Raw genomic sequence first — 20,365 nt, forward strand, 5'->3', positions numbered from 1 at the left:
GACTCAGGAGCGCGGGTCGCTGTCCGCGTCCGCGCTCGCGCCGGTCCAGGTGATGGCGAAGTACCGGAGGCGTTCGTCCTGCCCGGCCGGCCGCATGCCGGCCGCGGTCATGACGTGCTGCGAGGCGATGTTGTCCAGGTCGGCGTCGCCCTTCACACGGGTGACGCCGCGCGCCCGCGCGAACAGCAGCAGTCCGCGCAGGGCTTCGGAGGCGTATCCGCTGCCCCGCGCCGACGGGACGAGGCCGTAGCCGATCGTGACGTCGCCGTTGTCGTCCGGGGCGCCGTGGAAGCCGATGCCGCCGATCGCCCGGCCGTCCTCGCGGCGGCGGATCTCGTAGTTGCCGAACGGCCGGGGATCGCCGGCGCTCGCGAACGTCTCCAGCAGGCGCCGGGCGGCGAACACATCCCCGTCGGTGGGGTATCCGGGCGCCCAGCGGGCAGCGTCGTCCGGCTCGCCCGCCAGCACGCGCTCGGCCTCGGCGGCGGTCATCGGATGGAGAACGAGCCGTGCTGTCGCGAGATCACCCATGGCACGAAGGGATATCAGGCGTGACGAGCGCACCGCACCCGGATTATCCGGGCCGCCCAGGGCCGGTCCCCGTCCCGGGCTCGTCGAGGAAGCCGGCCACGACGCGGTTGAACAGGGCCGGGTTCTCCCGGAACATCAGGTGGCTGCCGCCCTCGGCCGCGGAGAGGACGCGTGCCCGCGCGCCCCGGATGAGGGAGGCGACCCACTCGGTCGTCCCGGGCGGGAAGAAGCTCAGCTCGCCCCCGATGACGAGGGTGGGGACGTCGATCCGCGGCAGGACGTCCCGCCAGTCGCCGCCCCAGTGGTCCAGGTGCAGCGCGGCGGCGTGGCGCGGCGGGAGGAGGCGGTTCTGCTCCACGAGCCACTCCACCTCCGCGTCCGGGAGCGACGGGCCGTGCAGCATGCCGACGATGGCGCGTGAGGTGGCGGCGGCGCTCTCGGGCGTGCCCCGCAGCCCGGTGACGATGCCCTGGGACATCTCCGGGGTGAACACCGCGGAGGGCGGCGTCTGCTCCCCGGCGCCGGCGAGCGCCGAGGAGATCACGGGCGGCTGGTCGACCAGGATGAGGCGGGCGATCCGCTCGCCGCCGAACAGGTCCCAGTAGGACCACACGACCGGGCAGCCCATGGAGTGGGCGAGCAGCGTGACGTCCCGCAGGGCCAGGGCGTCCAGGAGGTTGTGGAGGTCCATCGCCAGCCGCGCGATCCGGTAGCCGTGGCCAGGTCTGGCGGACCGGCCGTGGCCGCGGTGGTCCGGTGCGATCACGCGCCGGCGGCCGCTGCTCAGCCCGTCGATCTGCGGGCCGAACTCGGCGGCGCTCTGCGCGAAGCCGGGGACGAGGACGAGCGGTTCCCCGGCGCCCGCCTCCGTGTAGCGCAGGCGCACCCCGTCGTTGGTGACCACCTCGCCCTCGCGGCGTTCCGCGGGCGGGAGGCCGGTCGTCACATCGTCCATGGCACCTCGTGCGCCGCGTATGCGACGCCTTTCCATGCTAGGCACCCGGCGAGGTATGAAGGGAATCATGACCTTGCCATTCAGTGTGCTGACGCATCTGGAGTGCGCGCGGTGCGGCCGCCGCCACGACGCCGACCGGGTGCAGAACCTATGTGCCTGCGGATCGCCGCTCCTCGCCCGCTACGACCTGGACCGGGTCCGGGACTCGCTCACGCCCGCGGACCTCGCGGGGCGCCCGCAGACCCTGTGGCGCTACCACGAACTGCTGCCCGTACGCGATGCGGCACATGTCGTCACCCTGGGCGAGGGCATGACGCCCCTGGTGCCGCTGCCGCGGTACGGCGCGGCGATCGGCGTGCCGGGGCTGGTGATGAAGGACGAGGGGCTGATACCCACCGGCAGCTTCAAGGCGCGGGGCGCGGCCGTCGGCGTGGCCAGGGCGCTCGAACTGGGTGCGCGCGGGATCGCCATGCCCACGAACGGAAACGCGGGGGCGGCGTGGGCGACCTACGCCGCGCGGGCGGGCCTGGAGGCGCTCATCGCGATGCCGGCGGACGCGCCGTCGATCACCCGGGCCGAGTGCGCCGCGGCGGGGGCCGGCCTGTACCTGGTGAACGGCCTGATCGGTGACGCGGGCCGGCTGGTGGCGGAGAAGATCGCCGCCGAGCCCGGCGTCTGGATGGACGCGGCGACGCTCAAGGAGCCGTACCGCATCGAGGGCAAGAAGACCATGGGCCTGGAGATCGCCGAGCAGCTCGGCTGGCGCGCCCCGGACGTCATCGTCTACCCCACCGGCGGTGGCGTCGGCCTCATCGGCATTCACAAGGCCCTGCTGGAACTGCGCGCCCTGGGATGGCTGCGGGGGCCGATGCCCCGGCTGGTGAGCGTGCAGGCCTCCGGATGCGCCCCCATCGTGCGCGCCTTCGAGAAGGGCGAGCGCACCAGTGAGCCGTGGCAGGACGCCCGCACGGTGGCGTTCGGCATCACCGTGCCCAAGGCGCTGGGCGACTTCCTCGTCCTGGACGCGCTGTACGAGACCGGCGGCCGGGCGGTCGCCGTCGACGACGAGGAGCTGCTCGCCGACCGCGACAGGTGCGCCGCGGCCGACGGGGCCCTGCTGTGCCCGGAGGGCGCGGCGACCCTGTCGGCGGTCCGGGTCCTGCGCGAGCAGGGGTGGCTGTCCGGCGACGAGGAGGTCGTGGTGCTGAACACCGGGGCCGCGGCCAAGTACCCGGAGACGTTCCGGGTCGACCCGCCGGTCCTGGAGCTCACCGACCGCATCCCCTGAGTCCGCGCCGCCGCCGGGCGTCCGGCCCGGCGGCGGGCGGCGTCCGACGGCGTGGTACGGCCGCCGTGACGGACGTCAGCCCTCCGGAGCCGCGGCGCGGTCCCCCGCGGCACCGGGGCCGGTGGGCATCCAGACGCGCATGGTGGAGGGGCCGCGGCTCGCCCAGGTCAGGTACGGCACCAGGGTCAGCTCGGCGCGCTCACCGGCCGGGGCCGGCGGCCGGTCGTACGTGTAGGGCCATGACTCCCGGGAGCGGGCGCCGGTCAGCTCGCCCGCGACGACCACCCGGTCGCCCTCGCCGTCGCGCGGCGGCACGGAGGGGTCCACGGTGACCGCGTCGACGTCGCGGCCGCCGGGCAGGTCGGCGGACTCGACGCAGTAGACCACGGGCCCGCGTTCCAGGGCGATCGTGCCGCGGACGGCGTCCACCCTCGGGTCGGGGTGGACCCACCGCGGGGTGACGGGCAGTTCGAGCCGGACCTCGTCGCCGGTGCGGAGCGTACCGGGGACGACGGCCGTGCCGGGCCGTACCGGACTGCGCCGCCCGTCAGGGGTGACGAGCCGGGCCCCGTCACCCGCCCACCCGGGCACGCGCAGGGACAGGCTCCACGGGCCCGTGGGCGCCTCGTCCACGGTGACGGCGACCGTGCCGTCCGCGGGGTAGCCGGTCCGCACGCGCAGTGCGAGGCGTTCCCCGCCGGCCGTGCGGGTGGTGATCTCGGCGTCGGCGTACTGGTGCAGTTGCAGCCCGCCGGCGTCGGCGGTGGCGACGTAGCCGCCGAGTGCGGCGAGTGTGCGCGCCACGTTCGGCAGGCAGCAGGAGACGGCGAACCACGGGGCGCGCAGGCCGGACTCGGAGCGCGGACGGTCGCTGTCGTGCGGGGGGACGGTCCCGCGCACGCGCTGGTGGAGGGTGTTGGCGTAGAAGAAGGAGCGGCCGTCGTCCGCGGGCGACGCGGCGATGACGTTGTAGAGCGTGCGTTCGGCGAGGTCGGCGTAGCGGGGGTCGCCGGTCGCCAGCAGGAGCCGCCAGCTGAGCATGAGCGAGGCGACGGAGGCGCAGGTCTCGGAGTAGGCGCGGTCCGGGGGCAGGACGAAGTCCTCGCCGAACCCCTCGTCGCGGTGGTGGGAACCCATGCCGCCGGTGAGGTACGTGCGGCGCGCGGTGGTGTGCTCCCACTGCCGGACGACGGCGGCGAGCAGTTCGCCGTCGCCGGTCTCGACGGCCACGTCGACGGCGCCGGAGGCCAGGTACAGGGCCCTGACGGCGTGCCCGCGCAGGGTGTGCGCCTGCCGTACCGGGACGTCGTCCTGGAAGTACTCGGGGCCGAACTCGCCCCCCGCGAGGCTGCCGTGGCCGCGGCGTTCGAGGAAGAGGGCGGCTTGGTCGAGGTAGCGGCGTTCGCCGGTGGCCCGGTGCAGTTCGGCCAGCGCGGTCTCGATCTCGGCGTGCCCGCACAGGCCCGGGTTGGCGCCGCCCGGTCCGAAGACGTGGCAGATGTGGTCGGCGGCGCGGATCGCCGCCTTGGCCAGGGCGCCGTCGCCGCGGGTGCGCAGCTGGGCCACGCCGGCCTGGATGAGGTGGCCCGCGCAGTAGAGCTCGTGGCCCCATTCGAGGTCGCTGTAGCGGGCCGGCCGCCCGGGGTGCCCGAAGGCCGTGTTCAGGTAGCCGTCGGCCTCCTGGGCGGCGACAACGGTGTCGGTGAGTTCGTCGACGGCGGCGTCGAGGGCGCTGCCGGGGGTGCGGGCCGCCTCCCACACCATGGCCTCGAGCAGCTTGTAGACCTCGGAGTCGGAGAACTCCCGTCCCCGGCGGCGTTCGCCGAGGGGACCGCCGCTCGCGGCGACGCGGAAGTTGTCGATCCAGCCGACGCGTTCCATCCACTGCCGGCAGTGTTCGAGGGTGGCGGAGGCGTTGACCTGCTGGCGTCGGGCCCAGAAGCCGCCGGTGATGCGGACTTCGCCGAGGCCGAGAGGACGTCGGCTGCCGCGGGTGGGCAGCACGGGAGCCGGGATCGGCTGTGTCATGGTCTCTCTTTCGGTCGTGGTGCCGGAGCGGGGGTCAGCCCTTGAGCGCGCCGGACATGAAGCCGCGGATGTAGTGCCGCTGCAGGAGGAGGAAGAGCACGAGGCAGGGCAGGGCCAGGACGACGACTCCCGCCTCGGTGGTCCCGTAGTCGATGGCCCCCATGGACCGCTGCCGCAGGTTGGCGATGGCCAGCGGCAGCGGCGCCTTGGCGCTGTCGGAGATCAGGATCAGCGGGGCGATGAAGTCGTTCCACGCGGCGAGGAAGGCGAACAGCCCCACGGTGACCAGGCCGGGCCACACCGCGGGCAGGAGGATGCGGACCAGCGCCTTGGCCGTGCCGCAGCCGTCGACGAGGGCGGACTCCTCGAGTTCGTGCGGTACCGACTCGAAGGAGATCCGCATCATGAAGGTCGCGAACGGAAGCTGATACACCGTCAGTACCAGGCTCAGCCCGAACAGCGAGTTCTGCAGGCCCAGGTCGCCCAGCAGCACGTACAGCGGGATCAGGAGCGTGGCGTACGGGACCATGAGGATGGCCAGGGTGAGCAGGAACAGCGCGTTCTTCCCGGGAAAGGTGAAGCGCGCGAAGGCGTACCCGCCCATGAGGGAGACGAGCAGGGTGAGGGCGACGGTCAGCAGCGAGACGACGGTGGAGTTCCAGAGGTACTGCGCCAGTCCGGCGTCGTAGTGCAGCAGCGAACGGTAGTTGCCGAGCCCGTAGCCCGACTGCTGCGCGGTGCCGGGCTGTCCGCTGACGGAGGCCCAGGCGCTCCAGGCGAGCGGGAACAGGAAGAGCGCGGCCAGCCCTCCGACGAGGACGTGGTACGGGGTGCGGCCGAGGCCGTGGTGTTTCATGGCGGGTCCCTGTCCGCTAGGTGTCCGTGCCGCGCAGTCCGCGGAACTGGGCGACGTTGAGGATCAGCAGCACGGCGAGCACGACGACGGACAGCGCGGCCGCGGCCCCGAGGTCGAGCCGCTGGAACGCCTCCCGGTAGATCAGGGAGACCACCGTCATCGTGCTGTTGTCGGGTCCGCCCTTGGTGAGGATGAAGAACTGGTCGAAGGCGAGCAGCGAGCCGGTGACCGACAGCAGCAGCGTCAGCGCGAGGGAGGGCCGCAGGAGCGGCAGGGTGATGCTGCGGAACGTTTGCCAGCGTCCGGCGCCGTCCATCCGGGCCGCCTCGTAGACGTCCTGCGGGATGCGCTGGAGCCCGACGAGCAGGATCAGCATGTAGAAGCCGGCGTACTTCCAGACGATGAGGGCGACGGTGGACCACAGCGCGGCGGTCGGGGTGCCGAGGAAGGAGACCGGTTCGTCGACGACGCCGAGTCTCTCCAGGAGCGGGCTGATCGGGCCTACGTTGGGGCTGTACATGCCCAGGAACAGCAGCGAGGCGGAGGCCAGCCCGAGCGCGCTGGGCAGGAAGAAGACCGTGCGGAACAGGCCCGTGCCGGGGCGGGTCTCCTGGAGCAACAGGGCGAGGAGGAGGGCGAGTCCGAGCAGCAGGACCGTGACGAGGGCGGTGTAGGTGAGGGTGAAGCGCACGGAGGGCCACAGCAGGTCGTCGGTGGCGGCCTCAGTGAAGTTGTCCGGCGCGTTGAAGCCCCGGTTCCCGGCCAGCAGCGGCCAGTCGCTCAGGGATATCCGTCCGACCAGGACCAGCGGCACCACGAAGAACACCCCGACGAACAGCGCGGTCGGCGCCGCGTAGCCGATGCCCTGTGCCGGGCGGGTCCGCCACCAGGGGACGCGGTGGGCGGCGCGGGCCCTCCCGGCCCCGAAGGGGGACCGGGAGGGCGGCTCCCCGCCGGGCGCCGGGGAGCCGGAGCCGCGCGATCGCGCGAGCAGCATGTGGGTCAGTCCTTCAGGGACTCGGTGATGGCCTTGTTGTCCGCGTCGACCTTGGAGGGGTCGCCGAACACGGCGTCCCGCATCAGGGCCAGCCACGGGCCGTTGGGGTCGTTGAACGTCTGTCCGAACTTCTGGGAGAAGGGCGTCTTGCCCTTGGCGACCAGGGTGTTGATCATCACCTGGCGGGGGTCCTCCTCGGCGTACTTGTTCTCGGCCAGGTCGGTGCGGGCGACGATGTCCTTGTGGGCGGCGAGCACCTCGACCTGGGCCTCGTCGCCGAGGGACCACGCGAGGAAGTTCCAGGCCTGGCCGGCCTTCTTGCTGTTGGCCGAGATCCCGAGGGAGTCACCGCCGACGAAGGTCGACTGCCCGCCGTCCGGGCCGGGGATGGCGGCGACGCCGAAGTCCAGGTCCCCCGGCATCAGGCCGAGGGTGGTGGACGGCATCGGCATCACGCCGATGGTGCCCTTGGGGAACAGCCCGGTCCAGGTGGCGCCGGTCTCCTCGGCGGCGCCGGGGGCGGTGATGTCGTCCTGGGCCCAGCCGCGGTACGTCGCGTACACCTCCTTCGCCACGGGCGAGTCCAGGGTGGCGGCGGTGCCGTCCTCGTTCATGACCTCCTGCCCCGCGGCCCAGATCGACGGCCACCAGGTAAAGACCCCGCAGCCGCCGCAATTGCCGCCGAAGAAGGTGCCGTTGACGTCGCCGCCCAGTTTGTCGACGGCGCGGGCCTGCTCGTCCCACTCCTTGAGCGTGGTCGGCGGCTTCTCCGGGTCCAGTCCCGCCTTCTTGTAGAGCGTCTTGTTGTAGAAGAGGACGGAGGAGTCGATGGTGTGCGGCACGGTGTACTTGCGGCCGTCGAGCGTGCCGGCCGCCATGTGGGCGGGCGCCAGTTCCTTGCCGTACGGCAGCGCGTCGAGGCGGTCGGTGATGTCGGCGTACAAGCCGCTGGCGGTGTAGTTGGGCACGAACACCACGTCGGAGGCGAGGATGTCGGGCAGGGACTTGGAGCCGGCCGCGGCGCCCACCTTCGCCTGGTAGTCGTCCGTGGGGATGATCGTCAACTGCACCTTGTTCTTGTGGGACTTGTTGTACGCCTTCACCAGGGCCTGGCTCTGCTGCTGTGTGGCGGCGCGCGTCCACATCGTCAGGTTCGCGCCGTCGTCGGGGCCCATGACCCCGCCCTTGTCCTCGGTCGAGCCCTTCCCGCCGGAGCCGCAGCCCGCGAGCGCGGTCGTGACGGTGAGCAGCCCCACGGCCGCGGCCAGGGCCCGGTGGCGCCTTCTTCTCCGTACGTCGGTGGTGTTCATGTCTCGCTCCTTGCTCGGAGGGCCTGGCATGTCGAGGGGGCGGCGGCCGGCCGCCTAAACTCACCGAAAACGTTTTCCGTTAAAGTAGAAGCGGCACCCTTGGGCGTCAACCACCCTGCACACATCACGGAAAAAGACTTTCGAGTAGCCTTTCCCCACCCGCGGGGCGCCGCTCAGCGGGACCTCGACGAGCACGAGGAGGGATGCAGCCATGGTCCAGCCGGCCGAACACACCGCAGGCCGACCCGCGACTCTCAACGACGTGGCACGGCTGGCCGGGGTCTCCCCGGCCACGGCCTCCAAGGCGCTCAACGGCCGCAGCCAGGTGCGCGAGGAGACCCGGCAACGCGTCATCGAGGCCGCCGAGCAGTTGTCCTTCCGGCCCAACCCGGTGGCCCGCAGCCTGCAGGCCGGGCCGACCCGGACCGTCGGGCTGCTCACCGGGGACCTCGAGGGACGCTTCAGCATCCCGATCCTGATGGGCGCCGAAGACGCTTTCGGTGCGGGCGAGCTCGCCGTCCTGCTGTGCGACGCGCGCGGCGACGCGATCCGCGAGCGGCACCATGTACGGGCCCTGCTGGACCGGCGCGTCGACGGGCTGATCGTGGTCGGCAGCCGTACCGACCCGCGCCCCTCCCTGGGGCGCGGGCTGCCCGTGCCGGTGGTGTACGCGTACGCGCCGTCCGAGGACCCGGACGACCTGTCGATCGTCCCCGACAACGTCGACGCCGGGCGGACCGCGGCCCGGCACCTGCTGACCTGCGGCCGTAACCGCATCGCCCACATCTCGGGCGACCCGACCTACGCCGCGGGCCGCGACCGCGTGCGGGGCGCGCTGGAGGTGCTCGCCGAGGCGGGCGTCGCACCGGTGGGCGAGGCCCGCTTCGGCGAGTGGTCCGAGGGCTGGGGCCGCGCGGCGACCGTCATGCTGCTCGACCAGCACCCCGAGGTGGACGCCATCGTGTGCGGCAACGACCAGATCGCCCGCGGCGCCATCGACATCCTCCGGGAGCGGGGGCGCGTGGTGCCGGACGACGTCGCGGTCATGGGCTTCGACGACTGGAAGGTCATCACCACCGCCTCCCGGCCCCCGCTGACCAGCGTCGACATGCAGCTGGAGCACCTGGGCCGGGTGGCCGCCCGCGCCCTGTCGGCGGCCATCGCCGGGCAGCGCCGCTCCGGGACCGAACCGCAGCCCTGCCGCCTGGTGATCCGCGGTTCGACGGCGCCGCTGGCGTGATCGGCGCCGCGCTCCCCTCCGGCACCTACCGGGGGCCGGGCTCCTCGTACGGGATGCGGTTCAGGTGCCGGATCTCGCCGAGCGTGCCCCATTCGTCGGCGCCGAGCTTGGTGAGCGGCCGCAGCAGCGGGGCGCTGGGACGGCCGCCGGCCAGGACCTCCCGGTCGGCCACGGCGTGCACCACCCGCCCGAAGACGAGGGTGGAGTTGCCCATCCGCAGGCTGGTGTGCGAGCGGCACTCCAGGGCGACCGGTGACGCGCGGACGCGGGGCGGACGCACCCTCAGGCTGGGCTCGCGCTCGACTCCCGCGTGGTCGAACTCGCTGACGTGCCGCGGGAAGTCGGTGGCCGTGGCGTTGACCAGCGGCATGAGCGCCTCGGTGGCGAAGTTCACCACGAACTCGCCGGTCTCCTCGACGTTGCGCAGCGAGTCCTTGCGGCCGATCGAGGTGAACTGCACGATCGGCGGATCGGTGCTGGCGATGCTGAAGAAGGAGTGCGGTGCGAGGTTCTCGGACAGGCCGTCCGGGGTGGCGGTGGAGATCCAGGCGATCGGCCGGGGCACGACCACGGAGGTCAGGAATCGGTAGAAGGCGGGACCGCCCATGGCCTCGGGATCGAAGTCGACGCGCATGGCCGCAGTATTCACGGCCGCGCCCGCCGTCCCGTCCGCCGGCGGCCCCCGGCGTGTCGGACCCCGGGGGCGCGGCAGGATGAGCCGCCGTTCCGCGAGGCGGCCCATGGGGCCGGTCGCACCTCGGGGGAGGCGAGGGCGCCGCCCGCGGGTGTCGGCGCGCACCGGCCCCCGGCGTGCTCCTCGTCACAAACGGCCGGTCGGTGTCATAGCGGTGGGAGCTGTCCGGTCCTGGTGGATGAGGGCTCCCGTGAGGGGCCGGAAAGACCACCGCAGGAGGAACGTCCATGACCACCCCCGTCGTCGCGATCGCCTACCACTCCGGCTACGGCCACACGACCGTCCTCGCCGAAGCCGTGCGTGCCGGTGCCGTGGAAGCCGGCGCCGTCGTCCACCTGGTCAAGGTCGACGAGATCACCGACGAGCAGTGGGAGCTGCTCGACGCCGCGGACGCGATCGTCTTCGGTTCCCCGACCTACATGGGCACGGCCTCGGGTGCCTTCCACCAGTTCGCGGAGACGACCTCCAAGCGCTGGTTCGTCCACTCGTGGAAGAACAAGCTGGCCGCCGGGTTCAGCAACTCCGGCGCCAAGAGCGGTGACAAGCTGCACACCCTGCAGTACTTCGCCATCCTCGCCGCCCAGCACGGCATGACCTGGGTCAACCTCGGCCTGCACCCGGGCTGGAACAGCACCACGGCCTCCGAGGACGACCTCAACCGCCTCGGCATCTACCTCGGCGCGGGTGCCCAAACGCACACCGACGTCGGTGCGGACGAGGTCCACAAGGCCGACATCGCGACCGCCGAGCACCTCGGCCGCCGGGTCGCCGAGCAGGCCCGCATCTACGCGGCGGGACGCGCGGTCGTCGGCGCCTGACCGGACGGTCCCGCCGGGGTCGTCCCGCTGTCACATTTCGCGGGGCGGCCCGGTCATCACTGCGAATCCCACACCACAGCAGAGGAGCTCAGCATGGAAGCCCGCGTGAACTACTTCGGCCACGCCCTCGCCGGCAAGGTCATGAGGCACCTGAACTCGGCGAGCAAGGTCCTGGCGGAGTCCACGCTGCCGGTCCTGACCCAGGAGCTGGTGAAGATCCGCGCCAGCCAGATCAACGGCTGCGGCTTCTGCACCGACATGCACACCAAGGAGGCGGCCGCGGCCGGCGAGACCTCGGTGCGCCTGAACCTGATCGCGACCTGGCGCGAGGCCACGGTCTTCGACGAGGCCGAGCGCGCGGCCCTGGAGCTGGCCGAGGAGGGCACCCGGGTCGCCGACGCCGCCGGTGGCGTCTCCGACGCGGTCTGGGGGAACGCCGCCAAGCACTTCGACGAGGACCAGCTGGTCGCCCTGATCTCGCTCATCGCCGTGATCAACGCGTACAACCGGATCAACGTGATCAACCAGCAGCCGGCCGGTGGCTACCAGCTCGGCATGTTCGGCTGACCTGCGGTTCCCGCCGCCGGCGTCGCCCAGGCCGGGCCGTCCGTCCCCCGTACCGTTCCCGACCGCGGGACGGGGAGGACGGCGTTTCCCGGCCGTCCCCGCGGCACCGGCGGCGGTTCAGCGCGTACGGAGGTATTCGAGGCCCTTCTCGCGCAGCGACCGGTGCAGCCCGTCGTAGGCCGGCGCGCCGCCCAGCACGGTCTTGGGCAGCTTGGCGACCACGGTGTAGTTGGTGTCGACCACGTTGCCGATGGGCGCCAGCCCGGCCTGGCTGACCAGCTGGTACGCGTCGAGCTGGTGCAGGCCGGTGAGGGAGGACGTCCAGCCGACCAGATCGTGCTGGCTGATCCGGTAGGCGTCCTCCAGCGGCCGTACCGACCCGGTCGACATCAGGAAGCGGTCGTCCTCCAGGCGTGGCCACGCGGGGGCGCCGCCCTTGAGCAGGTCGATCACCACCACACTGTCCATCGCGGCCTCGACCGCGGTGCCGCACACCTCGCCCTCGCCCTGCCGGCAGTGCCCGTCGCCGATCGCCAGCTGCGCCCCCGGCACGTTGACGCCCAGGTAGAGGGTGGTGCCCGCGCGCAGCTCCGGGGTGTCCATGTTCCCCCCGTGCGCGCCCGGGGTGATGCTCATGACGACCTCTCCGGCGGCGGGGGCGACCCCCACCGTGCCGTGCATCGGGTCGAGGGGCAGCTCGACCGTGTGGTCGGAGAAGCGGGCCTGGAATCGGCAGCTGTTGCGCTCGCGGTCGATCCCGTAGCGCCAGACGACCTCCTGCAGCGGGTCGTGGAGCATCGCCGTGGAGTGCGTGGTGGTCAGTGCGCCGAAGTGGGGGAAGGTGGTCGACACGGCCCAGTCCCGTGCGGGGGCGATGTCGACGAAGTGGACGGCCAGGGTGTCGCCCGGCTCGGCGCCCTCGACGTGGATCGGGCCGGTGACGGGATTGAGGTACGGGAACTCGCACACCTTGCTCGGCAGGTCATCGGGGCCGCGGACCAGACCGCCGAAGCAGTCCTCGGTGAAGAGTTCCACGACGGTGCCCGGGCGTACGCGCAGCAGCGGCTCCCGCGGGCCGCCGAAGGCGTAGGCGTACTGCTCGGGGGTGGGGTGGAGCCGTACGACGTCGATGTCGTTCATGCCTGTCCGGCCTCCTCGGCCTCGGTGGGCTCGTCGGGTATCTCCGTGCGCCGGCCGGCGATGAGCAGACCCACCATCAGGACGGCGCCGATCGCCAGCCAGAGGAAGCCGAGCCTCTGGGCGGTGACCTTGGCGTTGACCACCACGAAGGTGAGGATCGCGAAGCCGATCAGCGGTGCGATCAGGTGGCGCCACCAGTCGCGGCTGCCTTGGCGGACGACGTAGTGGACGACGACCGAGACGTGCAGGACCAGGAAGGCGGTCATCGCGCCGAAGTTGACCAGCGAGCTGAGCAGCGTGATGCCGTCGTCCCGGGAGTTCATGTAGAGGCCGAGGGCGAGCGAGACCACCGCCACCAGGAAGGTGGCGTTGACGGGCACCCGGCGGCGGGGGTCGATCCTGGCCAGGAAGCCCGGGAGCTGCCGGTCGCGGGCCATCGCGAAGAGCAGCCGGGAGGTGGCCGCCTGGGCGACCAGGGAGTTGGCGAAACCCCAGGCGATGGCGGTGGCGAGCGCGCTGAGGGTGCCCAGCCAGGCGCCTCCGGCGACGCGGGCGGCGTCGTAGAAGGCGGTGCCGTCCGGGTCTCCCTCCTTGATCAGCGTCGGCACCTCGGGAACCAGCATCGCCGCGATCCAGGTCTGCACGATGAACAGCGCTCCGGCGAGCAGCAGCGCGGCCACCATGGCCCGGCCGATCGCCCGGGCGGATTCGCGGTTCTCCTCGGCGAGGGTGGAGATGCCGTCGAAGCCGAGGAAGCTGAGCACGGCGATCGACACCGCCCCGAAGATCAGGGACCAGGAGAAGGTGCCGGAGTCGTAGAAGGCGTGGAAGCCGGAGCCGTTGCCCTTGCCCTGGGCGAGCGCGATGACGCCGAAGGCCAGGAAGATCGCGAGGACGACCAGCTCGGCCACGAGCATGATCTTGTTGATCCGGGCGGTCATCTCGATGCCGAGCCAGTTCACGACGGTGTTGAGGACGACGAACCCGATCAGCCAGATCCAGACCGGCACCGAGGCGACCAGCGAGTTCATCGCCACGGCGGCGATCAGGTAGAGCAGGGCCGGCACGAGGATGTAGTCGAGCAGGATCATCCAGCCGGACAGGAAGCCGACCGGCGCGCCGATGCCCCGCCCGGCGTACGAGTAGACCGACCCGGCCATCGGGAAGGCCCGGGACATCTGGGCGTAGGAGTGCGCCGTGAACATCATCGCCAGCATGCCGATGGCGTAGGCGAGGGCGACCATGCCGCCCGAGCCCTGGAAGACGCCGCCGAAGATGCCGAACGGCGCGATCGGCACCATGAAGACCAGGCCGTAGACCACCAGGTCCCGGAAGCCCAGTGACCGCGCCAACTGCTGGGTGTAGCCGTACTTCTCGAGATCCTGCCCTTGAGGTGCGCTGTCGCTCACGTCGCCTCCCCGGCGGCCGCGGTCCCCTGACTGGCGGGGTGATCTTAGGGTCCGCGGCCGACGCAGGGGAACGCCTGTGCACAGGGATTCTGCAGGGATTCTGACGGAACATGAGTTCTTCTCCCCGCGACCGTCACCCGGCGGCGCCGGACGACCCGATGACGACCACGCGCGCCCAGTCGGGCGGTGTGTCCGGCACGTAGTCGGGATCGTTCTCACGCCACGAGCGGCGCCCGCCCCGGCGGGGGAACAGGCCCACGACCGTGCGGCAGGCCGGGCGCGACTGCGGCCAGGGCGTCTGACCGTCGGTCAGCACCACGACGACGTCCGGCCGCGGCCGGGTGCGCAGCGCCCGCGCGAAGCCGCTGCGCAGGTCCGTACCACCACCGCCCACCAGCGGGATGTCCTCGGCGCTGCACAGCGGGTGGACGATCCGTGCCGCCGCGTCGCACGGCACGACGGTGACCATGTCGCGGCGGCCGCCCACCGCGCGGGAGATGGCGGCCACTTCGAGGAGCGCGCTGCCCAGTTCCGCGTCGCTGACGGAGCCGGACGTGTCGATGACCACGCAGACCCGGGGCGGTCTGCGCCGCAGGCTCGGCAGGACGACGCCCGGCACACCGGCCGACCGGCGCGAGGGCCGTCCGTAGCTGTAGTCCTGGCCCGCGCCGGAACCGGACGCCGCCGAGCGCACCGCCGCTCCCAGCAGGTCCCGCCACTGCTGCGGCGGGTGGAACGCCTCCTCGGCCCACCGCCGCCAGCTCTTGGGCGCGTTGCCCGGGCGGCCGTTGACGGCCTGCGCCACGCGGAAGCGGACGGCGTCGCGTTCCTGCTCGCCCAGGCCGTGGGCGCCCTCCGGGCCGAGGTCCCACTCGCGTTCCAGGCCGTCCGCGCCGCTGCCGCAGTCCAGCCAGACGAAGTCCTTGGTGAGTGGGCCGATTCCGAACAGCCCGAGGTAGTCCTCCATGAGCTTCCCCTCGGGGAGCCCCAGGGACTGCGGGAGCACCGCGCCCCGGGGCGTGTCCAGCCCCTCCCCGAAGGCGTCGTCGTTGACCTCGCAGTCCGCGGCGATGTTCATCCGCAGCCGCTCCGCCGGGCCCTCCAGTCCCTGCTGCCGTGCGACGCGGTCACCGCGCGCGTGGTGGTCGCGCAGCAGGTGCGACACCTCGTGCACCCACACACCGGCCAGTTCCTCGAGCGGCGTGCGGTCCACGAACGCCGGTGAGACGTAGCACCGCCAGTGCGGGTCGACGGCCATCGTCGGCACCCGCCGGGACTCCACGACGTGCAGCGCGAACAGCGCCGTCGCCAGGTAGGGGCGGACCCGCGCGGCGTACAGCCGGGCGGCGAAGAGCTTCTCGCGGTCCAGCGCCGCGGGCGCCTGCGCGCTCACCGGCCGGCCTTCGCGACGAGCCCGGACCGCTCGGCCGCCCGGTCGGCGCGCCGGGACAGGGACACCGCTCCGGCGAGCCGCTCGATGGCCGCGGGGACGTCCCAGTCCTCGCGGCGCAGCGAGGCGAGCGTGGTCGCGGGGACGACCACGAGGTCGGGCGCCCCGGTCTCCAGGGCCCGGACGAGCAGCGCCCACGCCGCGTCCCAGCGGGACTTCTCCGGCCGGTTGCGGACGGCGTCCACCACACCGTCCAGGACGGCCTGGCGCAGGTCCCCCCGCTCGGGCAGTACGGCACCCGCCGGGTCGGCGAGCACGTCCTCGGGGTCGGGGAGGTCCATCCGGTCGATGCTCGCCAGCAGTTCCAGCCCCGGGCCGTCCCCCACGGTGCCCCGGACGAGCAGGGAGAGCACCTCCTGGGAGGCCCCGGCCGCGGTCGCGAAGGCGATCAGGCACAGCGTCATCTCCCAGCTGCGCGGGGACGGCCAGGCACCGCCGCGGCGGGTCTCGCCGGTGGGGAGGCGGTGGACGAGGCCGGGGCGGGCGGCGAGCAGCCCGCACACCGCGCGCCGGGCGAAGTCCACGGCACCGGGCAGCTTGCCCGGGTCGAGCCGGGGCAGCGTCGCCCGGGGCCAGGTCCCGCCCAGGCCGCGGACCACCACGTCGTGGTCGTGGGTCCACTGGAGGTGGACGAACCGGTTGGCCAGCGGCGCGCTCAGTTCCCAGCCGTCGGCCGCCGAGGAACGGGGGTTCGCGGCGGCCACGATCCGGACCCCGGGCGGCAGCCGCAGGGCGCCGATCCGCCGCTCCAGCACGAGGCGGAGCAGGGCCGCCTGCACGGCGGGCGGCGCGGTGGACAGCTCGTCGAGGAAGAGCAGGCCCCGGCCGGCCCGGACCAGGCGTACGGCCCAGTCCGGCGGGGCCATCGGTACGCCCTGCTCCGCGGGGTCGTCCCCGACGACGGGCAGCCCCGAGAAGTCGGACGGCTCGTGGACGCTGGCGATCACCGTGGTCAGCGGGAGGTCGAGCGCGACGGCGAGCTGGGTGAGCGCGGCGGTCTTGCCGATCCCGGGCTCGCCCCAGAGGAGCACGGGCAGGTCGGCGGCGACGGCCAGGGTGAGGGCCTCCAACTGGGTGTCGGGGCGCGGTTCGGTGGTGGTGCGGCGCAGCATCGCCAACAGGGTCTCGGCGACGTCGAGTTGGGGGGCGGAGACCAGGTCGGCGGGCAGGGTGGACGGGGCGGACGTGGGCATGGGTGATCACCTCGGGGGTTCGTGAAGTCGAAGGGGGTACGGAGGCGTGCGCGAGGACGCCGCGCACGTCCCGGGTCAGCGGGCGGTGCGGTACCGCGGGTCGGGACGGCCGCGGCGGGGCCGGGTGCGGAGCGCCGGGGGGTACGCGCGCGGCGGCACCCGCCCGGGAGCGGGCCCCGCCAGGCCGGCCCGGAACAGGCCGTACGCGATGCGCCGTTGGGCTGCCGCCTCCAGTTCGTCCCGCAGCGGGCCGTCGCGGAGCACCGCGCCGGGACCGAGCAGGCCCTCGACGACGGCCAGCGCGCCGGCGATGTCGCCGTGGTCCAGGCGTGCCCGTACGTCGGCGAGGGATTCCGGACGCCGGTGCGCCCGGTCGATCGCCTGCAGGCACGGCAGCGGGGTGCCGGTCAGGGCGACCAGCAGCTCCTCCCGGCGGATCTCGTCCGGCTCGTGGTCCAGCGCGGTCAGGACACCGTCGACCAGGCCGATCCGGTGCGGTGCGCCCCGGCACTCCACGACGCGCGGTCCTCCCGGCCCGCCCGTCGGCAGGGACGGCCCGGACGCCGGGTGGCCGGGCACGAGCGCGGCCGCCACCAGCGGGTGCAGTCCGTCGGCGCCGATCAGACCCGCGGCGAGCAGTTCCACATCCGGCGGCACCCAGGTCGCCGCGTCCGGCAGCACCGGCAGCGGCCGGCTGCCGCCGCCGGCTCCGGTCGCCTCCGTGATCCGCGCGGTGGGCGCTCCCGCGCCGCCGTCCCCGCCGGCCACGTCCACGATCAGCCGGTGGCGCGAGCCCAAACGCACGGTGACGGCACCGGAGGTCCGGCCCTCGGCACGCAGCACCATCCGCGCCTCGTCCTCCCACCGGTCGACCGCGCAGCGCCGGTACGGCGGCAGTGGCCCCGGCGGCTCCGCGTCCCGGAGGAGAGGCGGATCGACGGGCCGGCGGCCACCGCTTCCGGCGCGCAGCGGCAGCTCACCGGTTCTGCGCGCGTCCCACAGGTGCCGGTGCAGATCGAGGCGGAACCGCCGGTGGGGCCGGTGGTGCGGATGGTGGCGGGCACCCGCCCCGGGGTGGGCCGGGTCCCACAGCGCGAGGCTGAACCGCTGCCCGCCGTCCGCCCACGCGGGCGGGGTCCGGACCACGAGGTGCACCCGGTCACCGCCCTCCGGCCCCGAGGCCCCGTACCGGGCCAGGGCGATGGTCAGCGCTGGGCGCAGCAGACCGTCGGGAGCGACCCGCGGCATGTGCCAGCGCAGCAGGTCGGGAGCCAGATGGCGGAGGTCGGCCCGGACCCGGGCCGCGAGTTCCCGGCCGTGGGTGCGGGCGAGGGAACGGAGATCGAGGTCGACGTCGATACCGGCGGCGGCGCACGCCCCCGCCCAGTCACCGGTTCGGCGGCGGGCGGTCGCGATCTCGACCATGGACGGCGGCACGGCGAACTCGCGCACGCGCAGCCAGAAGGAGAGGCGGGAATCCTCGTTCGCGGTCTGAGTGAGCATCAGCACTCACCTTGCGCGGACGGGTCCCCCAATCTGGAAGAAGAGTAAGTCGTCATCGCCGGGAGCATAGCGTTCCCGTCACGATCTGTCAGACCCCTGCCGTCGCCGGGGTCCCGGCACCGGGCGCCGCCGTGCTCCGCGGGAGCCCGGCTCACGTCACGGAGCGGATGGTGCCGCCGTCGACGCGGATCGTGGCGCCGCTGATGTAGTCCGCGTAGGGGCTCGCCAGGTAGGCGACGGCGCCCGCGATCTCCTCGGGGCGGCCGAAGCGGCCGATGTCGTTGGGCACGAAGTCCCGCGCGGCGTTGCGCTCGATCTCCTGCCACGTCCGGCCCCAGCCGCGCTCCGGCGCGAGTCCGGTGATCAGGTCCTGCACCGCGTCGACGAGGATCGCCCCGGGAGAGACCACGTTGGAGGTCACCCCGGTGTCCTTCAGCTCCCGCGCCAGGGAGACGGCCAGGTTGTGCCGCGCGGCGAGGGACGCGTTGTAGTGGGGCTGCATCGCGATCGGCTGCGAGGCGAGCCCGCCGCCGATCTGGATCACCCGGCCCCAGCCGCGCTCGCGCATCCCGGGCACCAGCCGCTGGATCATACGGACACCCGAGACCACGTTGACCTCGTACGTGCGCAGCCACTCCGCCGCGGTGGCCTCGGCCCAGCCGACGTGCTCGTACGAACCGGCGTTGTTGACCAGGACGTCGGGCTCCCCCGCGACGCGGGCCACGGCGTCGGCGCCGTCGTCCGTGGCGAGGTCGCCGATCGCCACGGCGACGGCGCCGATCTTCTCCGCGACCTCGCGCGTCCGTGCCTCGTCCCGTCCGTGCACCACGACGTCGGCGCCCTCCGCAGCGAGCAGTTCGGCGATCGCCGCGCCGAGGCCGGAGCTGGAACCGGTCACGAGGGCCCGGCGGCCGTTCAGGTTCAGATCCATCGCGTTGTCCTTCCGATCATGTATACACCTGTAGACATGACCTCAGTCTACACTCGTCGACATGACGACTCCGCGACGCCGCGACGCGGCCGCCACCAAGGAGGCCATCCTGCGTGCGGGCATCGAGGCCTTCACCCGGCACGGCTACGACGGTGTCGGGGTGCGGGAGATCGCCAAGGCCGCGGGAGTCACCGCGATGCTGGTGGGCCGCTACTTCGGCTCCAAGGAAGGGCTCTTCGCCGAGGTGGTGGAGGCGTCCATGACCGAGCGCACGGTCCTCACCAGCGACCCGGCCACCCTTGCCCGTGACGTGGCCGCCGCGCTGGTCCGCCGGACCGCGCCGGAGGCCGACAGCCTCGACCCGTTCCTCCTCATGCTGCGCTCGGCGCCCAACCCCCGCGCCGCGGAGATCCTGCGGGCCGGCATCGAGAACCACGTCGAAGCCCATCTGCTCGACGTCGCACCGGAGTTGCGGGGAACCGAACGTGCCGCCATGGCCCTCTCGGTCGTCGCGGGCTTCTGGCTGATGCGCACGATCATCGGCAGCACCACGCTCAACGACACCGACGAGCAAGCCCTGACCCGGAGGCTGGAACAGGTGTTCGACCTGCTCCTCGACGGCTGACCACCTTCCCGTTTTGCACGCTCTTTGCGGCCCCTCGGAAACAGAACCGCGGGGCACGGGGTTGCCGCCTACATGGCGACTCTTGGACTGATCGGCAGCGGATCCATCGGCGGCACCCTGGCACGGCTCGCCGTGGCCGCGGGCCTCGACGTGGTGCTCAGCAACTCGCGCGGGCCGGAGACCCTGGACGGCCTGGTGGCCGAGCTGGGCCCCCGGGCACGCGCCGCGACCCCGGCCGAGGCGGCCGCGGCGGGCGACTGGGTCGTGGTGACGATCCCGCTCGGGGCCTTCGACCAGGTCCCCCTGGCCCCGACGGCCGGGAAGACGGTCATCGACACCGGCAACTACTACCCCCAGCGCGACGGCCGGATCGCCGCGCTCGAGGACGGAACGACCACGGAGAGCGGGCTGCTCCAGGGCCACCTGCCCGACGCCCACGTGGTGAAGTCGTTCAACAACATCTTCTTCCGCCACCTCGCGGAGCTCGCCCGGCCCAAGGGCTCCCCCGACCGGACCGCCCTCCCGATCGCCGGCGACGACCCCGCCGCCGTCGCGGACGCGGCGAACCTCCTCGACGTACTCGGCTACGACGCGGTCGCCTACGGCACCCTCGCCGACAGTTGGCGCTCCCAGCCCGGCACCCCGGTCTACGGCCTGCCGTACGCGGGCGGCGAGGCCGACTTCGCGAAGGTGACGGGGACCCCCGTGCCCGCCGACGTGATCCGGGCCGCGCTCGCCGCCGCCACCCGCTGAGGGACGGAGCCCGCGGCCTCCGGCGCCGGAGGCCTCGGGGTCCGGCGTTCGCACAGGTCACGGGCTCGTGATCGGTG

At 73.1% G+C, this 20,365-nt stretch carries 19 protein-coding genes; 6 read left to right on the forward strand and 13 right to left on the reverse strand.

Annotated features, from left to right (window positions below; all coding sequences use genetic code 11):
* Nucleotides 1-3: 3 nt before the first annotated feature.
* Together OIE69_RS04435 and OIE69_RS04440 are read right to left on the reverse strand one after the other, a co-directional pair.
* A complete protein-coding gene (locus OIE69_RS04435; protein WP_326570605.1) occupies nt 4-531 on the reverse strand; it encodes a GNAT family N-acetyltransferase in 528 nt (175 codons plus the stop codon).
* Between the two features lie 43 nt (nt 532-574).
* Nucleotides 575-1,486, reverse strand: a complete 912-nt coding sequence (locus OIE69_RS04440) for an alpha/beta fold hydrolase (RefSeq protein ID WP_326570606.1) — start codon at nt 1,484-1,486, stop codon at nt 575-577.
* A gap of 67 nt (nt 1,487-1,553) precedes the next feature.
* Here OIE69_RS04440 and OIE69_RS04445 point away from each other — a divergent pair, with 67 nt between their 5' ends.
* The gene (locus OIE69_RS04445; RefSeq protein WP_326570607.1) at nt 1,554-2,774 is read left to right on the forward strand and encodes a threonine synthase; all 1,221 of its coding nucleotides are present in this window, start codon (nt 1,554-1,556) and stop codon (nt 2,772-2,774) included.
* A 75-nt stretch (nt 2,775-2,849) separates the two neighbouring features.
* Here the strand turns inward: OIE69_RS04445 and OIE69_RS04450 are convergent, their stop codons facing one another.
* From OIE69_RS04450 to OIE69_RS04465, 4 genes are read right to left on the reverse strand one after another with little or no spacing between them, the layout of a single operon-like run.
* Entirely contained in the window at nt 2,850-4,802 is a 1,953-nt protein-coding gene (locus OIE69_RS04450) for a glycoside hydrolase family 127 protein (RefSeq protein WP_326570608.1), read from the reverse strand.
* A gap of 34 nt (nt 4,803-4,836) precedes the next feature.
* On the reverse strand, nt 4,837-5,658 hold the full coding sequence (locus OIE69_RS04455) for a carbohydrate ABC transporter permease (RefSeq protein WP_326570609.1): 822 nt from the start codon (nt 5,656-5,658) through the stop codon (nt 4,837-4,839).
* A gap of 16 nt (nt 5,659-5,674) precedes the next feature.
* Nucleotides 5,675-6,655 carry a carbohydrate ABC transporter permease gene (locus tag OIE69_RS04460; protein ID WP_326570610.1) on the reverse strand — a complete coding sequence of 327 codons (981 nt, stop codon included), beginning with the start codon at nt 6,653-6,655 and terminating at the stop codon, nt 5,675-5,677.
* Between the two features lie 5 nt (nt 6,656-6,660).
* Nucleotides 6,661-7,965: an ABC transporter substrate-binding protein gene (locus tag OIE69_RS04465; protein ID WP_326570611.1), complete on the reverse strand. Its 1,305-nt coding sequence runs from the start codon at nt 7,963-7,965 to the stop codon at nt 6,661-6,663.
* A 211-nt stretch (nt 7,966-8,176) separates the two neighbouring features.
* Between OIE69_RS04465 and OIE69_RS04470 the strand changes: the two genes are divergently transcribed.
* Nucleotides 8,177-9,205, forward strand: coding sequence for a LacI family DNA-binding transcriptional regulator (locus OIE69_RS04470; protein ID WP_326570612.1), 1,029 nt, complete (start codon nt 8,177-8,179; stop codon nt 9,203-9,205).
* Nucleotides 9,206-9,230: 25 nt separating this feature from the next.
* Here OIE69_RS04470 and OIE69_RS04475 read toward each other — a convergent pair whose 3' ends face one another.
* Entirely contained in the window at nt 9,231-9,839 is a 609-nt protein-coding gene (locus OIE69_RS04475) for a flavin reductase family protein (protein ID WP_326570613.1), read from the reverse strand.
* A gap of 287 nt (nt 9,840-10,126) precedes the next feature.
* Here OIE69_RS04475 and OIE69_RS04480 point away from each other — a divergent pair, with 287 nt between their 5' ends.
* Entirely contained in the window at nt 10,127-10,717 is a 591-nt protein-coding gene (locus tag OIE69_RS04480; RefSeq protein ID WP_326570614.1) for a flavodoxin family protein, read from the forward strand.
* A 93-nt stretch (nt 10,718-10,810) separates the two neighbouring features.
* Nucleotides 10,811-11,284 (forward strand): carboxymuconolactone decarboxylase family protein, encoded by a 474-nt coding sequence (locus OIE69_RS04485; RefSeq protein WP_018560156.1) that lies wholly within the window; start codon nt 10,811-10,813, stop codon nt 11,282-11,284.
* A 117-nt stretch (nt 11,285-11,401) separates the two neighbouring features.
* Here OIE69_RS04485 and OIE69_RS04490 read toward each other — a convergent pair whose 3' ends face one another.
* The 6 genes from OIE69_RS04490 to OIE69_RS04515 form a co-directional block, all read right to left on the reverse strand.
* Complete coding sequence (locus OIE69_RS04490; protein WP_326570615.1) at nt 11,402-12,424, reverse strand: acetamidase/formamidase family protein; 1,023 nt, start codon at nt 12,422-12,424, stop codon at nt 11,402-11,404.
* The gene (locus tag OIE69_RS04495; RefSeq protein WP_326570616.1) at nt 12,421-13,833 is read right to left on the reverse strand and encodes an APC family permease; all 1,413 of its coding nucleotides are present in this window, start codon (nt 13,831-13,833) and stop codon (nt 12,421-12,423) included. Before OIE69_RS04495 ends, OIE69_RS04490 begins: the two co-directional genes overlap by 4 nt.
* A gap of 133 nt (nt 13,834-13,966) precedes the next feature.
* Nucleotides 13,967-15,226 (reverse strand): vWA domain-containing protein, encoded by a 1,260-nt coding sequence (locus OIE69_RS04500; protein ID WP_326570617.1) that lies wholly within the window; start codon nt 15,224-15,226, stop codon nt 13,967-13,969.
* Nucleotides 15,223-16,476 carry an AAA family ATPase gene (locus OIE69_RS04505; RefSeq protein ID WP_326570618.1) on the reverse strand — a complete coding sequence of 418 codons (1,254 nt, stop codon included), beginning with the start codon at nt 16,474-16,476 and terminating at the stop codon, nt 15,223-15,225. Before OIE69_RS04505 ends, OIE69_RS04500 begins: the two co-directional genes overlap by 4 nt.
* A gap of 75 nt (nt 16,477-16,551) precedes the next feature.
* On the reverse strand, nt 16,552-17,979 hold the full coding sequence (locus OIE69_RS04510) for a hypothetical protein (protein WP_326570619.1): 1,428 nt from the start codon (nt 17,977-17,979) through the stop codon (nt 16,552-16,554).
* Nucleotides 17,980-18,130: 151 nt separating this feature from the next.
* A complete protein-coding gene (locus OIE69_RS04515) occupies nt 18,131-18,910 on the reverse strand; it encodes an SDR family NAD(P)-dependent oxidoreductase (RefSeq protein WP_326570620.1) in 780 nt (259 codons plus the stop codon).
* Between the two features lie 61 nt (nt 18,911-18,971).
* On the opposite strand from OIE69_RS04515, the gene OIE69_RS04520 reads away from it, so the two are divergent.
* Nucleotides 18,972-19,535, forward strand: coding sequence for a TetR/AcrR family transcriptional regulator (locus tag OIE69_RS04520; RefSeq protein WP_326570621.1), 564 nt, complete (start codon nt 18,972-18,974; stop codon nt 19,533-19,535).
* 72 nt (nt 19,536-19,607) lie between these two features.
* Complete coding sequence (locus tag OIE69_RS04525; protein ID WP_326570622.1) at nt 19,608-20,288, forward strand: NADPH-dependent F420 reductase; 681 nt, start codon at nt 19,608-19,610, stop codon at nt 20,286-20,288.
* Nucleotides 20,289-20,365 lie beyond the last annotated feature (77 nt).

Origin of the sequence: Actinacidiphila glaucinigra, assembly GCF_035918135.1 — a bacterium.
Lineage (GTDB): Bacteria > Actinomycetota > Actinomycetes > Streptomycetales > Streptomycetaceae > Actinacidiphila > Actinacidiphila glaucinigra.

Coding starts and splice junctions, on each gene's coding strand:
- OIE69_RS04455 (WP_326570609.1), bottom strand. CDS start 5,658: ATGAAACACCACGGCCTCGGCCGCACCCCGTACCACGTCCTCGTCGGA.
- OIE69_RS04475 (WP_326570613.1), bottom strand. CDS start 9,839: ATGCGCGTCGACTTCGATCCCGAGGCCATGGGCGGTCCCGCCTTCTAC.
- OIE69_RS04470 (WP_326570612.1), top strand. CDS start 8,177: ATGGTCCAGCCGGCCGAACACACCGCAGGCCGACCCGCGACTCTCAAC.
- OIE69_RS04450 (WP_326570608.1), bottom strand. CDS start 4,802: ATGACACAGCCGATCCCGGCTCCCGTGCTGCCCACCCGCGGCAGCCGA.
- OIE69_RS04435 (WP_326570605.1), bottom strand. CDS start 531: ATGGGTGATCTCGCGACAGCACGGCTCGTTCTCCATCCGATGACCGCC.
- OIE69_RS04525 (WP_326570622.1), top strand. CDS start 19,608: ATGGCGACTCTTGGACTGATCGGCAGCGGATCCATCGGCGGCACCCTG.
- OIE69_RS04485 (WP_018560156.1), top strand. CDS start 10,811: ATGGAAGCCCGCGTGAACTACTTCGGCCACGCCCTCGCCGGCAAGGTC.
- OIE69_RS04510 (WP_326570619.1), bottom strand. CDS start 17,979: ATGCTCACTCAGACCGCGAACGAGGATTCCCGCCTCTCCTTCTGGCTG.
- OIE69_RS04465 (WP_326570611.1), bottom strand. CDS start 7,965: ATGAACACCACCGACGTACGGAGAAGAAGGCGCCACCGGGCCCTGGCC.
- OIE69_RS04445 (WP_326570607.1), top strand. CDS start 1,554: ATGACCTTGCCATTCAGTGTGCTGACGCATCTGGAGTGCGCGCGGTGC.
- OIE69_RS04515 (WP_326570620.1), bottom strand. CDS start 18,910: ATGGATCTGAACCTGAACGGCCGCCGGGCCCTCGTGACCGGTTCCAGC.
- OIE69_RS04520 (WP_326570621.1), top strand. CDS start 18,972: ATGACGACTCCGCGACGCCGCGACGCGGCCGCCACCAAGGAGGCCATC.
- OIE69_RS04460 (WP_326570610.1), bottom strand. CDS start 6,655: ATGCTGCTCGCGCGATCGCGCGGCTCCGGCTCCCCGGCGCCCGGCGGG.
- OIE69_RS04440 (WP_326570606.1), bottom strand. CDS start 1,486: ATGGACGATGTGACGACCGGCCTCCCGCCCGCGGAACGCCGCGAGGGC.
- OIE69_RS04490 (WP_326570615.1), bottom strand. CDS start 12,424: ATGAACGACATCGACGTCGTACGGCTCCACCCCACCCCCGAGCAGTAC.
- OIE69_RS04480 (WP_326570614.1), top strand. CDS start 10,127: ATGACCACCCCCGTCGTCGCGATCGCCTACCACTCCGGCTACGGCCAC.
- OIE69_RS04505 (WP_326570618.1), bottom strand. CDS start 16,476: ATGCCCACGTCCGCCCCGTCCACCCTGCCCGCCGACCTGGTCTCCGCC.